The sequence below is a fragment of the Bradyrhizobium sp. 186 genome, assembly GCF_023101685.1.
Classification (GTDB): domain Bacteria; phylum Pseudomonadota; class Alphaproteobacteria; order Rhizobiales; family Xanthobacteraceae; genus Bradyrhizobium.
In genome coordinates this window covers 9,896,844-9,910,355 of the sequence record NZ_CP082164.1, presented here as the reverse complement: position 1 = coordinate 9,910,355, position 13,512 = coordinate 9,896,844, and the positions used below count along the sequence as shown (strand labels likewise).

The following is a 13,512-nucleotide window of genomic DNA, read 5'->3' as shown; positions in this document are numbered from 1 at the left end:
CACATTAATGAGCAAACATGGCTGCCAGAGACATTATCAGCAACAAGTTGCAGGAAGCTTTCACGCCGGAAAGCCTGCAAGTCGTCGACGAGTCACATTTGCATGAGGGTCACGCCGGCCATCGACCGAGCGGCGAGACGCACTTCCGGGTCTATATCGTGTCTGCTGCCTTCAAAGGGAAGAGCCGGGTCGAGCGCCACCGCATGATAAATTCGGCGCTGGCCGCGGAACTCTCCGGCGGCGTGCACGCGCTGGCGATCCACGCGCAGGCGCCGGGGGAAGGCGGGACCTAGCTCGCCAATTGGCTGTCATGCCCAGCGAAGGCGGGGGCATCCAGTAATCAGAGACACCTCGGCAAGAGCAAAGCCGCCGCGGCGTACTGGATCGTCCGCCTGCGCGGACGATGACATCGGCCGCGGGAGCTAAAACGACGTCCCTGCACGCCGCGGCTTGGTTTCCTCCACCTCCGCCTCGCGCGGCACCGGTGAAATACGGAGTGCGGTAATGCGGTTGCGCTCGCGGCGGAGCACGCGGAAACGGAAGCCGTGGAAGGTGAAACTCTGGCCGCGGTCGGGGATCGAGCGCGCCTCGTGAATGACGAGGCCGGCGACCGTGGTCGCCTCTTCATCGGGCAGATGCCAGTCCATGGCGCGGTTGAGATCGCGGATCGGCACCGAGCCGTCGACCACGACCGAACCGTCCGGCTGGGCGCGCACGCCCGCGACAACGACGTCGTGCTCGTCGGAGATGTCGCCGACAATCTCTTCCAGAATGTCTTCCAGCGTCACAAGACCTTCCACTTCGCCGTACTCGTCGACGACGAGCGCGAAATGGGTTTTTCGGCGCCGGAACGCCTTGAGCTGCTCGGACACGGGCCGCATCTCCGGCACGAACCAGGGCGGCAATGCGATGGTGGAGACGTCGATGCGCGAGGTGTCGCCGTCGGCGGCACGGATCGCGCGCAACAGATCCTTGGCGTGGAGCACGCCGATGATGTTTTCCGGCTTCTCGCGCCAGAGCGGGATGCGGGTGTATTCGGTCGCCAGCACCTCGCGCACCAGTTCCTCCGGCGGCAGGTCGGCATTGATCATCATCATCTCGGTGCGATGGATCATGACGTCGGAGACCTGGAGCTCGCGCAGATCGAGCAGGCCACCGAGCATGTCGCGGTCCTGCTTCTCGAACTTGCCTTCATGGTGCAGCAGGTCGACCGCACCGCGCAGGCGCTCGGTCGGCGACAGGATCGCCTGGTGCTCGCCGGCAAGGCCGAACAGGCGCATCAACACGCGCACCACGATCTCGACCACATGGAGCAGCGGCCCCAGCACGTACATCGTCAGCCGCATCGGGCGCGCGACCGCAAGCGCCATGCGATCGGGCGCGTTGATCGCGATGGTCTTGGGCAGGACTTCCGCGAAGATCACGACCAGCACGGTCATCACGCCGGTCGCATAGAGCACGCCGACGTCGCCGAACCAGGCCGTGAAGATGCTGGTGGCCAGTGCGGATGCACTGATATTGGCGATATTGTTGCCGAGCAGGAGCGCGCCGATCAGGCGTTCGCGCATGTCGAGCAACCGCGAGACGACGTCGGCGTCGCGATTACCCTGCTTGGACAGCCGCAACATGCTGGCGCGCGAGGCGCCGGTCAGCGCGGTCTCGCTCGCGGCGAAGAACCCCGAGACCAGGAGGCAGAGAACGACGATCGTGAATCCGAGCCAGTCCATGTACCTCTCTGCCGCCGTTCAGCCGCGCATCATGCCTTGCGCGCGAGCTTCTCTTTCAGGAAGTCGCGCACCGGAGCCAGCTCGACGTCCTTTGCGATGACCGCGCGCCCGACTGCCTCCAGCAGGATGAAGGTGAGCTTGCCGCGCTCGACCTTCTTGTCCTGCGCCATCAGCGCCATCAGCGCATCGGCGTCGCTGAGCCCTTCCTGCGCGAAACCCGAGATATCCTGCAAACGTGTCGGCAGGCCCGCTTCGATCAGATGACGTTCGACGCGCGCGGCGTCCGCCTCGCCAATCATGCCGAGCCTGGCCGAGAACTGCGCCGCCAGCGTCATGCCGATCGCGACGCCCTCGCCATGGAACAACCGGTCGGAAAAGCCGGTCGCGGCTTCCAGCGCATGGCCAAAAGTGTGGCCGAGATTGAGCAGCGCGCGTTCGCCGGTCTCGCGCTCGTCGCGCGAGACGACTCCTGCCTTGGCGCGGCAGGAGGTCGCGATCGCATGCTCGCGGGCCGAGCCGCCCTTGAAAATGTCGGCGTGGTTCTTCTCCAGCCAGCTGAAGAAGGCTTCATCGCCGAGCACGCCGTATTTGGCGACCTCGGCATAGCCGGCGCGGAACTGCCGCGGCGACAGCGTGTCGAGCACGGCAGTGTCGGCGATGACCAGCACCGGCTGGTGAAAGGCGCCGAGCAGGTTCTTGCCCTGCGGTGAATTGATGCCGGTCTTGCCGCCGACGGAGGAATCGACCTGCGCCAGCAGCGAGGTCGGCACCTGCACGAAATCGACGCCGCGGCGCAGGATCGCCGCCGCAAAGCCGGCGAGATCGCCGACCACACCGCCGCCGAGCGCGATGACGAGATCGTTGCGCTCGATTTTTGCGGCGATCAGGGCTTCGCTGACCTTTTCGAGCCCCGCATAGGTCTTCGAGATCTCGCCTTCCTCGACCACGACAGGCGAGGTCGGAATGCCGGCCGCGGCCAGCGATGCCTCGGCAGGCACGAGCCAGTGCTTTGCGACGGTGCGGTCGGTAACGATCGCGGTGCGCACGCCGGGGCGCAAGCGCGCGACCCGTTCGCCGAGCGAGGCAAGCACGCCGCGACCGATGACGATGTCATAGCCGCGATCGCCGAGCGCGACGTCGACGTTTACGGGATCAGAATGTTTTATGGGCGCAGTCATCGTACGGCACTCGCGACGTCGGCTGGTGGTTGAGACGCCGGCTCGCCGCAGAGATGCGCGTGCAGCGTCTCGATGGTCTCCTCGACGATGCGGTCATGCGGCACGTCGCGCGAGGCGATGGTGAGGTCGGCATTGCCGTAGACCGGTTCGCGTTCAGTGAGCAAACGGGTGACGGTGCCTTCGGGATCGGCGGTCTGGAGCAGCGGACGGTCGGCCCGCCGGCGCACGCGCCGCATGATGATTTCGGCATCGGCCTTGAGCCAGATCGAGACCGCCTTGGCCGCGATGCGCGCGCGCGTCTCCTCGCGCATGAAGGCGCCGCCGCCGGTCGCCAGCACGATGGGGCCGCCGTCCAGAAGGCGCGCGATCACCCGCGCCTCGCCGTCGCGGAAATGCGGCTCACCATGGCGCTCGAAGATTTCCGGTATGGTCATGCCGGCTGCCGCCTCGATCTCGGTGTCGGCATCGACGAAGGGCAGCCGCAGCCGCGCGGCCATGCGGCGGCCGATGGTGGATTTGCCGACCCCCATCATGCCGACCAGCACAATCGAGCGCGCTCCCAGGGCCGACAATATGTCGGTCTCGGGCGAGGCAGGTGCTGGCAACGCGGCGTCGGACATGTCCCTCGCTCGATCTGCCGCCAGATGCGGCATCCGGCCACCTATACTACCCCGTGAGCCGCCATCGCCAGAGGACTCTTGCCACGAAACAGCGAACATGTTGGATGATTTCATTGGTTAATTTGCCCGTTCGAGACCCTTGCTGAGACCCTTGCTGAGACCCTTGCCGAGATCTTGCCGATGCCCAGCCTGTTCCGCTTCCTGACGGTCGTCGCCGTGATCGCCGGCATCGTCTATGGCGTGGTCTTCGCGCTGGCGAACTTCGTCAATCCGAAGTCGCGGGAAATGACGGTGACGATCCCGCCTGACAAATTTCTCAAGAAATAGGAACTAGGCTGCGGGATGCGCGCCAAATCCTCCACCAGCAAGCCCTCAGATATCAAGCTCACCGGCCTGTTCCTCGACATGCTCGCGGCGGAACAGGGCGCCGGGCCTAACACGCTCGATGCCTACCGCCGCGACCTCACCGATTTCTCGGAATTTCTGGCCCGCGCCGGCCATGGTTTTGCGGACGCCGAGACTCAGACCTTGCGCGACTATCTTGCCGATCTCGACGCCCGCGGCTTCAAATCCTCCAGCGTCGCGCGGCGGCTGTCGGCGATGCGCCACATGTTCCGCTTTCTCCTGAACGAGCGCATCCGCACCGAGGATCCCGCGGCGATCCTGTCCGGCCCGAAACGCGGCCGCGGGCTGCCGAAGGTGCTGTCGATTGCCGACGTCGACCGCATGCTCCGGCGCGCCAAGGAGATGAGCGAGGCGGCCGATGCCTCGCCGTCGCAACGGCTGCGCGCGTTGCGGCTCTATTGCCTTCTCGAAGTGCTCTACGCCACGGGCCTACGCGTCTCCGAGCTGGTGGCGCTGCCGCGTACGGCGGCCAAGCGCGACGCCCGCATGATCGTGGTGCGCGGCAAGGGCGACAAGGAGCGGCTGGTGCCGCTGAACGAGGCCTCACGGCAGGCGATGGCGGATTATCTCGCGGCCACCGACGCGACGAAGGCGGAGAAGAAGAACAGCCTCGCCGCCTCGAAATGGCTGTTTCCCTCCTTCGGCGAGAGCGGGCACCTGACGCGGCAGCATTTTGCCCGCGACTTGAAAGAGCTCGCGGTCGCCTCCGGCCTCCAGGCCAGGCTGGTCTCCCCGCACGTGCTGCGCCACGCCTTTGCCAGCCACCTCCTGCACAACGGCGCGGACTTGCGCATCGTGCAGACCCTGCTCGGCCATACCGATATCTCGACGACGCAAATCTACACCCATGTGGTCGAGGAGCGGCTGAAGAGCCTGGTGCGCGACCTGCACCCGCTGGCGGAGAAGTAGGTGCTCTCGCGTAGCCCGGATGGAGCGCAGCGAAATCCGGGTTCTCACCTCGCGGATAGATTTTCCCGGATTGCGCTTCGCTCCATCCGGGCTACGGACGACGCACGAACCGCCCTTGACTTCGGCCACATCTCCGCAGAAAGAGCCGTGGCCTCACGCGTGATTTGGTGCGTTCCCGGGAACGCACAGGTCAACCCCTTGAAGAAGCTACACTTCTTTCCGCCAAGTTTTCGCAAAGCCAATCCCGCTTCGCCGCCTCGCCCCGTCCCCCTATATTGAGTTGATGCCAGACCAGATGCGCAGCTATCTCGACTTCGAAAAGCCGGTCGCCGAGCTCGACTCCAAGCTCGACGAATTGCGCACGTTGGCTGCCTCGGGCTCCGACATCGCGGAGGAGATCGAGCGGATCGAGGACAAGGCGGCGCAGGCGCTGGCCGACCTCTATCTGAACCTGACGCCGTGGCAGAAGACGCTGGTCGCGCGGCACCCGCAGCGGCCGCATTTCTCCGACTTCATCAAGGGCCTGATCACCGAATTCACCCCGCTCGCCGGCGACCGCAAGTTTGGCGAGGACGAGGCGCTGGTCGCGGGCTTCGGCCGTTTCCGCGGCGAGAGCATCTGCGTGTTGGGCCAGGAGAAGGGCGATTCCACCGACAGCCGCATCAAGCACAACTTTGGAATGGCGCGGCCGGAAGGCTATCGCAAGGCGGTGCGGCTGATGGAGATGGCCGAGCGTTTCGGCCTTCCCGTGCTGTCGATCGTGGATTCCGCCGGCGCCTATCCCGGTATCGGCGCCGAAGAGCGCGGACAGGCTGAGGCGATTGCTCGCTCGACCGATGCCTGCATGGCATTGGGCGTGCCCAATGTCGCGATCATCACTGGCGAAGGCATGTCGGGCGGGGCGATCGCGATCACGACCACCAACCGGGTGCTGATGCTGGAGCACGCGATCTACAGCGTGATCTCGCCGGAGGCCGCCTCCTCGATCCTCTGGCGCGATGGCACCAAGGCGCAGGAAGCCGCCAACAACATGAAGATCACCGCCCAGGACATGCTCCGCTTCGGGGTGATCGACAGCATTTTGAAGGAGCCGGTCGGCGGCGCCCACCGCGACCCCGCCGCCATGATCGCCACCACGGGTGATGCCATCGGCAAGGCTTTTGACGAGCTGCGCGGCCTGGACGCGGACGCCGTCCGCAAGCAGCGGCGCCAGAAATTCCTCGATATCGGCCGGAAACTGGGCTGATTCCCTGATTTTTCGGTCGTTCCGGGGCGCCCGAAGGGGCGATGCCGGAATCTCGGGGTTCCGGGTTCGGTGCTTCGCCGGCCCGGAATGACGGGGCAATAACCCTGCGTTAACCCTTTTTTTGCCCAAATCAGCGATCTGAGTTGTGATTTGGCCGGAGGGCCCAAGTAAAGCCTGAAGTTTAGTCCTTGTTGACCATGCTACTGGGCCAACGGGCTCGTGATCCCCGCTCGGGTTGCGACGTCATGACCCAGAGGTTAGAATTTTAATCAATGGCTTCAGGGCATAAGCGCTGGGGCGTGGTCTCGAAAAGCCTGTCTCGACGAAAGTTGTCACGACGGGTCCGGATCTCCGGTCAGGCCATGTTCCAAGATTGGGGTTCGCGCGACTTGCCCGGCACGGTGTGGGGTCCATCTTGATTTCTCGTTCGCTTGCTCGCGCGGTTATGGCTTCGGTTGCGCTTGCCGCCAGCATTCTGCTGGCCGGCTGCGACACCGATCAGGTCTCGCTCGCGACCAACGCCAAGGCCAACCAGCCGGTCCCGCCAAAGCTTCTCGCCGCGATGGTCGAGAAGGACATGGATCTGCAATCGCCGATCCTGGTCCGCCTGTTCAAGCAGGAGGCCGAACTCGAGGTCTGGAAGCAGACCCGCTCCGGCCAGTTCGCGCTGCTCAAGACTTATCCGATCTGCCGCTGGTCGGGCGATCTCGGCCCGAAGGTGCGCGAGGGCGATCGTCAGGCACCCGAGGGATTCTATTCGATCAATCCCGGCCAGATGAATCCGCAATCGGCCTATTACCTCTCCTTCAACACCGGCTATCCCAACGCCTTCGACAAGGCGCTCGGCCGCTCCGGCTCGCAGCTGATGGTGCACGGCGACTGTTCTTCGCGCGGCTGCTACGCCATGACGGACGAGCAGATCGCGGAGATCTATTCGCTCGGCCGCGAATCCTTCTTCGGCGGCCAGAAGGCGTTCCAGCTCCAGGCCTATCCGTTCAAGATGACGCCGGTGAACATGGCAAAGCACCGGACCAATCCGAACATGGCGTTCTGGAAGATGATCAAGGAAGGCTATGATCATTTCGAGGTGACGCGGCAGGAGCCGAAGGTCGATTTCTGCGAGCGGAAGTACGTCTTCGACGCGACACGCGGGCCCGACGCCAAGCGCGATCCGGTGTTCGACGCCTCGGCAAAATGCCCGGCCTATGTGATCGCCGAGGATGTCGCCAGCGCCGTGCGCGAGAAGCAGGCGCGCGACGAGGCCGAATACAGCAAGCTCGTCTCTCGCGGCACGCCGGTGGCGCGCATGAACACCGGCATCGACGGCGGCATGAACAAGATCTTTGCCGCCAAGATTCCCGAAGGCTCGACCGGCCTGTCGGAAGGGGCCGAGGGCAATACTCTCCAGATGCTCGCGATGTCGAAGGCGCCGGGGACGATTCCCGGACACGTCAATCCGCCGAAGCCGAATTTCGAGGCGGCCGCGGCCGCTGCGCCCCAGGAGGAGCCGGTCGTCGCCGCGCCCGTCGCCAACACCCGCGTCGCTGCGGCCGCGCCGCCCGAGAAGTCCGGCGGCTTCTTCTCCGGCATCGCCCGCAAGATGGGCATGGGCACCGCCGATACCACAGCCGCTACACCGCCGCCGCAAGCCACCGCGTCTGTCGCCCCGGCCACCACGTCCGCAACGCCCCCAACTGCGGCGTCCAGGCTGAAAGCCGCGGTGACCCGGTTCGGGCCGGGCCACGACACCTCCAAGGACGCGCCGAAGTCGGTCGCAGCCACCAAGCCTGCCGAACCGCCGAAGCCCGACACGCGCCTTGCCGCGACGCGTCCGCCGCTGAAACCGTCGGTGTCGGATGGCGCGGCCGAATCCGGCGGCGCGCAGTTCGCTGGCGCAGCACCCGTGGTGCAGTCGAATTCGTTCGATAGCCGGTTCGGAGCGGTGAAGTAGGGGCGGGCGAGCTCTTCATCGTCCATATATTCCGTCCGAGCGAAACGCGCGACCCATTTGGGAACATCGGCGACGGCCTGCGCGCGCCTTGAATTCCAATGATATATACCCCATGATATACAATAGATTTTGTATATCATGGAGGGTGCGGTGCAAGTCTCCAAATGGGGCAACAGCCTCGCGGTCCGCTTGCCCAAAGCGCTTGTGGAAGAGCTTGGCCTCAAAGAGGGCGACGAACTCGACGTGGTTGCCTCCCGTAAGGGCACGATCGAGGTCGAGACCAAGGAAGAGCGTCGTCGGCGGGCGATCGAGAACCTTGCCTCGCTCAATTGGACTCTTCCTGCCGACTACAAGTTCGATCGCGACGAGGCGAACGAGCGGTGAAGGCATTTTTCGATTCCAGCATCCTCGTTTACACCGCGACGTCCGATCCGAGAAAGCAGCAGGCCGCCGCCTGCCTCAGCGGCGGCGGTTATGTAAGCGTTCAGGTGTTGAACGAGTTCGTCCATGTCGCCCGCCGAAAACTCCGCACTGATTGGCCGCAGATCGAATTCGCACTTCAACAGTTTCGAGTGTCACTTGTTGACGTCGTCCCTATCACGCTGAACACCCATGCGGGCGCTCTCGCCCTGGCACGAAATCACGGCTTCGCATTCTACGATGCGCTGATCGTCGCGGCCGCGATCGAGGCCGGCTGCGATACGCTCTACAGCGAAGACATGCAGCATGGCCGTAACGTCGGCGGGCTCACCATCGTCAATCCGTTCCTCGGAAACATGCCGTAAGCGCTCGACCGCAATGCGAGAGTTGGCTCCGGAGCCGGCATCGACGCTCCCCTACGGCGCCAGATACCGCATCAGCTCCGGATTCCCCCGAACCTCGCGCGCCGCGCCTTGCAGCGCGACGCGGCCGCGGTCCAGCACATAGGCGTAGTCCGCAACGCGCAGCGCGAGGTCGAGGTGTTGCTCGACGATGATGACGGCGATGTTTTTCGCAAGCTCGATCAGGCGCTCGGTGATCTCCTCGATGACGCCGATCCAGACGCCTTCGGTCGGCTCGTCCAGCAGTAGCAATTTTGGATCGCCTAACATGGCGCGGCCGATCGCCAGCATCTTGCGTTCGCCGCCGGAGAGGGTACCGGCGGGCTGGTCGAGGCGCTGGCCGAGTTTTGGGAAGATCGTCAGCACGTGGTCGACCGCATCGGCCTTCTTGCTCGCGAGCGAGCCGACGGCGAGATTGTCGCGCACCGACAGGCGCGCGAACACAGAATGCTCCTGCGGCACGTAGCCGATGCCGGCGCGCACGCGCTCCTCGGTGCGGTGGCGGCTGATGTCGCGGCCGTCGAAGCCGACCTCGCCCTTCCACGCCGGCAGCTCGCCGACGATGGTCTTCATCAGCGTGGTCTTGCCGGCGCCGTTGCGCCCCAACACGGCGACGCCGCCGCGCCAGGGAATGCCGAGGGTGACGTCGAACAGGACCTGGCTGCGGCCATAGCCGGCGTCGAGATGCTTGATGTCCAAAAATTCAGGCACGGCGCAGATAAATCTCCTGGACGGCTTTGTTGGCCTGGATCTCGGACACCGTGCCGGATGCCAGCACCTTGCCCTGATCGAGCACGGTCAACCGATCACAAATGTCGCGGATGAAATCGAGGTCGTGCTCGACAATGACGAGCGAGCAATGTTGTTTGATCGGCTGGAGCAACTCGCCGGTGACGCGGCGCTCCTCCAGGCTCATGCCGCCGGTCGGTTCGTCCAACAGCAACAGCTTCGGCTTGCCCGCGAGCGCCATCGCGATCTCCAGCCATTGCTGCTGACCGTGCGACAGCGCAGCCGCCGCGTCGAAGGCGCGATCGGCGAGGCGAAACTGGGTGAGCATGGTCATGACCTGCTCGTGCAGCACGCCGCGGGTACGCGAGAACACCAGATCGAACAGCGAGGATTGCGCCTGGAGTGCGAGCAGGATGTTGTCGTACAGCGTCAGCGTCGGCAGCACGCTCGTGATCTGGAATTTCAGGCTCATGCCGGCGCGGGCGCGCTCGGTCGGCGTGAACGCGGTGATGTCGGTGTTGATGAAGGAGACTTTGCCCTGCGTCGGCACTTCGGCGCCGGCGATGCACTTCATCAGCGTGCTCTTGCCGGAGCCGTTCGGGCCGATCAGGCCGTGGAACTCGTTCTCGCCGACGGTGAGGGCTGCGCCGTCCAGCGCGGTGAGCTTGCCAAAGATCTTTTTGATGCCTGCGGCTTCAAGGAGCGGCATTGCGCTTCTCCTTTAAGTTCTGCTTGCCGGTCTCCTTGGGCTTCGCACCAAAGCTGCCGACCCGCTCGCGCTCGCCGAGCACGAAACTGATCAGGCCTAGCGGCCGGAACAGGATCACGAGCAGCAGCAGGAGGCCGAGTATGATCGGCCAGATCTCGCGGTAATTGTCCGACAGCCAGAAGCTGACGCCCTCGACGATGACAGCGCCGATGACGGCGCCGATCAGCGTGCCGGAGCCGCCGAACAGCACGTAGAGCACGACTTGGGTCGAGACGACGACGCCGACCATGTTGGGCCAGACGAACCCCTCGTGGAACGCATAGAGGCTGCCGGCAAGGCCTGCGACGGCGCCGCCGATCGCGAAGATGATCGCCTTGAGATGCTGCGCCTTGTAGCCGAAGAAGGCGATGCGCTGCTCGTTCTCGCGCAGGCCTGCCAACGCAAGCCCAAACTGCGAGCGCACCAGGAAGCGGCAAAGCAGATAGACGACTGTGAGAATGCCGAGCACGAGATAATAGAAGGCCGGCCCTTCCGAGAATTCGTAACTGCTGGCCGTCATTGGCGCGATCGAGGGGATGCCGTTTTGGCCGCCGAGATAGTACCAGCCGCGCGCGAGCCGGTCGGCGGCGTAGGACCCGGTCAGCGTACCCAGCGATACGAAGATCACGCTCGAGGGATGCCGTCCCAGCAGCAGGAAGCCGCCGAGCAGGAGCGCGAAGGTAAGCCCGATGATCGTGCCCGCCGGCAGCACCAGAAAGATGTTGGTGATGTCGAGATCGCGTGCCAGCAGCGCGACGCCATAGCCGGCCGAGCCGAAGAACAGCGCCTGGCCGAAGCTCATGATGCCGGCATAGCCCCACACCAGATCGAACGATAGCGCGAACAGCGCGAGGATGATCACGCGGGTCGCGAACACCGTGAGATAGTCTTGCAGCACCATCGGCGCGACCAGCGCCGCGACGAGCACCACGCCCTCCACGATCGGCAGGATATTGCGGCTTGCTCTCGCCTGTCCCGTCGCTGCGCCTTCAGCCATCGCACCGTCCGCTTCGCCGCTCGCGTCGGCGACGATGGCCTCTCTTACCACACTCATCGGCTTCAGCATTCCGCCTCAGCACTCCTTGGGATCGACGAGACCATCGCTGCGTCCGACGATCTCGTAGTTCCCGCCCTTGGCGACCGCGGTGTACATCTTCATCTTGCAGTGCCGCTTGCCCGGCACCATCTCGGCCGGTCCACCCGGACCTTCGGCGATCTTGGCATGGTCGAGCGCGGCCGCAACCGACTCGCGGTCGATCTTGCCGGCCTCCTTGACGGCGGCCTCCCACAGCTTCAGGCCGCGATAGGTGCCGGTCGCGGCGCTGCCGGCGGCGAACAGGAAGTTGCCGGGGAAATCCTTTTCATAGGCCGCCTGGATCTTGGCGTTGAACGCATCCTCCTTGGTCAGCACCTTGAAATAATCGAGACAGCTTGCGAGCCCCTCGATCTCGGCGGCCTGGTTGATGTTGAGCGTGTTCTCGTCATAGTAGACGCAGGCGAGACGGCCGCCGTTCTTGAGGAAGCCTGCTTCATAGAGCTGCTTGAAGAATGGACCGACACCGGGCGGAATGACGGTGTTGAAGACGACGTCGACCTTGTTGGAGATGATGCGGTTGACGGTCGAAGAGAAATCGACCTGGTCGAGCGGATAGTATTCCTCGAACACGACCTCGCCGCCGTTGGCTTCGATCACCTTGCGGGCATAGACGTTGAGCGTGTGCGGCCAGACGTAGTTAGCGCTCGGCAGCGCGAACTTCTTGCCGCCGTTCTTGATCAGCCAGGGGATGAAGTCGTCGCACTGCTGCGCCGGCGTCGGCCCGGTGCAGAATAGATAAGGCGTGCACTCTTTGCCCTCGTAGAGCTGCGGATAGATGTAGAGCGTCTTGCCACGGGCCACGATCGGATCCTTGATCGCGTTGCGCATCGATGAGGTGATACCGCCCAGCACCATGTCGACCTTGTCGCGCTGGATCAGTTTTCGTACGTTGCCCACCGCAACGGATTCGTTGGAGGCGGTGTCCTCGATGTAGAGCTCGAGCGGCCGGCCGAGCAGGCCGCCGGCATCGTTCATCTGCTTGATCAGCATCTTGGCGACGTTGGCGTCCGCCGTGCCGGCATAGGCGATCGGACCGGTGAGGTCGGTCGCGATGCCGACCTTGATCGGGCCTTCCGCCGCGTTGGCCCAGCCAGCCGGAATCACCCAGCTCCCGACCCCGGTCGCGACGGCGCCGGTGGTGAAGGCGAGATTGGAGAGAAAGCGGCGGCGCGTGAGATTGGTGCGATCTGCATACATGAACTAAACCCCTTTTCCAGCGATGAGGCCCTGTGGCCGGAATTTGATGAAGACAATGGCGAGAACGAAGACGAGGACGTCTGCGACGACCGGCGCCATCACCCATGGCAGCGCGGCGCTCAGCGTGCCGATGACGCCCGCGCCCGCGACCGGCCCGATGAAGGATCCGACGCCGCCGACCATGACCGCGACAAAGCCCTGGATCAGGAAGCGCAGGCCGAGATCGGCGAACAGGCTGAACACCGGCACGATCAGCGCGCCGGCAAGGCCGGCGAGCGCCGCACCGAAGGCGAAAGTTGCACCGTAGATCAGCGGCGTGGAGATGCCGGAGGCGCGCGCCAGCGACGGATTTTCCAGCGTCGCACGCACGCGCAGGCCAAAACTGGTGCGTGCCAGCAGGAGATAGCAGCAAGCCATCACCAGCAGCGTGATGATGATGATGGTGAAGCGCCAGGCCGAGATATGCATGGCGCCGATATCGATCGAGCCGCCGATCGGCTCGGGCACGGTGAGATAGAATCCGCCGATCAGGCCGCGTACAGTTTCGCGGATGATCAGGCCGAGTGCATAGGTACCGAGCATGGCGACGATCGGTGCGGCGTAGAAGCGCCGGATGATCAGTGCCTCCAGCATGAAGCCGAGCGCTCCGACCGCGAAGGGCGCCGCGACCATGCCGGTCCAGATCGGCAGGCCTTTGGCGTAGGCGAGATAGGTGATGTAGGCCCCGAGCAGGACGAACTCGCCCTGCGCGAAGTTGAAGATACCCATCATGCTGGCGATGATCCCGAGCCCTAGCACGATCAGGACGATGATCGCGCCAAAGCTCAGGATCTCGAACGCCGCGACGAACACGTTAGCCATGCGTTGCGTTTCCGTCCGCCTGCA

General features: G+C 64.4%; 15 protein-coding genes. 7 read left to right on the top strand and 8 right to left on the bottom strand.

Annotated features, from left to right (window positions below; translation table 11 throughout):
- Positions 1-17: 17 nt before the first annotated feature.
- Entirely contained in the window at positions 18-293 is a 276-nt protein-coding gene (locus IVB18_RS47380; RefSeq protein ID WP_247986899.1) for a BolA family protein, read from the top strand.
- Positions 294-422: 129 nt separating this feature from the next.
- On the opposite strand, the gene IVB18_RS47375 is transcribed toward IVB18_RS47380, so the two are convergent.
- From IVB18_RS47375 to IVB18_RS47365, 3 genes are read right to left on the bottom strand one after another with little or no spacing between them, the layout of a single operon-like run.
- Entirely contained in the window at positions 423-1,727 is a 1,305-nt protein-coding gene (locus IVB18_RS47375; RefSeq protein ID WP_247986898.1) for an HlyC/CorC family transporter, read from the bottom strand.
- 29 nt (positions 1,728-1,756) lie between these two features.
- On the bottom strand, positions 1,757-2,905 hold the full coding sequence (gene aroB / locus IVB18_RS47370; protein ID WP_247986897.1) for a 3-dehydroquinate synthase: 1,149 nt from the start codon (positions 2,903-2,905) through the stop codon (positions 1,757-1,759).
- The gene (locus tag IVB18_RS47365; protein WP_247986896.1) at positions 2,902-3,525 is read right to left on the bottom strand and encodes a shikimate kinase; all 624 of its coding nucleotides are present in this window, start codon (positions 3,523-3,525) and stop codon (positions 2,902-2,904) included. The genes aroB and IVB18_RS47365 overlap by 4 nt, the downstream gene beginning before the upstream one ends.
- A gap of 180 nt (positions 3,526-3,705) precedes the next feature.
- On the opposite strand from IVB18_RS47365, the gene IVB18_RS47360 reads away from it, so the two are divergent.
- From IVB18_RS47360 to IVB18_RS47335, 6 genes are all read left to right on the top strand, one after another.
- Positions 3,706-3,852 (top strand): histidine kinase, encoded by a 147-nt coding sequence (locus IVB18_RS47360; protein ID WP_211400134.1) that lies wholly within the window; start codon positions 3,706-3,708, stop codon positions 3,850-3,852.
- 15 nt (positions 3,853-3,867) lie between these two features.
- Positions 3,868-4,839, top strand: a complete 972-nt coding sequence (xerD, locus tag IVB18_RS47355) for a site-specific tyrosine recombinase XerD (protein ID WP_247986895.1) — start codon at positions 3,868-3,870, stop codon at positions 4,837-4,839.
- Between the two features lie 283 nt (positions 4,840-5,122).
- The gene (locus tag IVB18_RS47350; RefSeq protein WP_247986894.1) at positions 5,123-6,085 is read left to right on the top strand and encodes an acetyl-CoA carboxylase carboxyltransferase subunit alpha; all 963 of its coding nucleotides are present in this window, start codon (positions 5,123-5,125) and stop codon (positions 6,083-6,085) included.
- Positions 6,086-6,500: 415 nt separating this feature from the next.
- Positions 6,501-8,036: a murein L,D-transpeptidase family protein gene (locus IVB18_RS47345; protein ID WP_247986893.1), complete on the top strand. Its 1,536-nt coding sequence runs from the start codon at positions 6,501-6,503 to the stop codon at positions 8,034-8,036.
- Positions 8,037-8,186: 150 nt separating this feature from the next.
- Positions 8,187-8,420 carry an AbrB/MazE/SpoVT family DNA-binding domain-containing protein gene (locus IVB18_RS47340; RefSeq protein WP_247986892.1) on the top strand — a complete coding sequence of 78 codons (234 nt, stop codon included), beginning with the start codon at positions 8,187-8,189 and terminating at the stop codon, positions 8,418-8,420.
- Positions 8,417-8,821 carry a PIN domain-containing protein gene (locus IVB18_RS47335; protein ID WP_247986891.1) on the top strand — a complete coding sequence of 135 codons (405 nt, stop codon included), beginning with the start codon at positions 8,417-8,419 and terminating at the stop codon, positions 8,819-8,821. The genes IVB18_RS47340 and IVB18_RS47335 overlap by 4 nt, the downstream gene beginning before the upstream one ends.
- Before the next feature lie 51 nt (positions 8,822-8,872).
- On the opposite strand, the gene IVB18_RS47330 is transcribed toward IVB18_RS47335, so the two are convergent.
- From IVB18_RS47330 to IVB18_RS47310, 5 genes are read right to left on the bottom strand one after another with little or no spacing between them, the layout of a single operon-like run.
- On the bottom strand, positions 8,873-9,568 hold the full coding sequence (locus tag IVB18_RS47330) for an ABC transporter ATP-binding protein (protein ID WP_247986890.1): 696 nt from the start codon (positions 9,566-9,568) through the stop codon (positions 8,873-8,875).
- Positions 9,561-10,295, bottom strand: a complete 735-nt coding sequence (locus IVB18_RS47325; protein ID WP_247986889.1) for an ABC transporter ATP-binding protein — start codon at positions 10,293-10,295, stop codon at positions 9,561-9,563. The genes IVB18_RS47330 and IVB18_RS47325 overlap by 8 nt, the downstream gene beginning before the upstream one ends.
- The gene (locus IVB18_RS47320; protein ID WP_247986888.1) at positions 10,282-11,400 is read right to left on the bottom strand and encodes a branched-chain amino acid ABC transporter permease; all 1,119 of its coding nucleotides are present in this window, start codon (positions 11,398-11,400) and stop codon (positions 10,282-10,284) included. The genes IVB18_RS47325 and IVB18_RS47320 overlap by 14 nt, the downstream gene beginning before the upstream one ends.
- 6 nt (positions 11,401-11,406) lie before the next feature.
- On the bottom strand, positions 11,407-12,627 hold the full coding sequence (locus IVB18_RS47315; RefSeq protein ID WP_247986887.1) for a substrate-binding protein: 1,221 nt from the start codon (positions 12,625-12,627) through the stop codon (positions 11,407-11,409).
- Between the two features lie 3 nt (positions 12,628-12,630).
- On the bottom strand, positions 12,631-13,488 hold the full coding sequence (locus IVB18_RS47310; protein ID WP_247986886.1) for a branched-chain amino acid ABC transporter permease: 858 nt from the start codon (positions 13,486-13,488) through the stop codon (positions 12,631-12,633).
- Between the last annotated feature and the right edge of the window lie 24 nt (positions 13,489-13,512).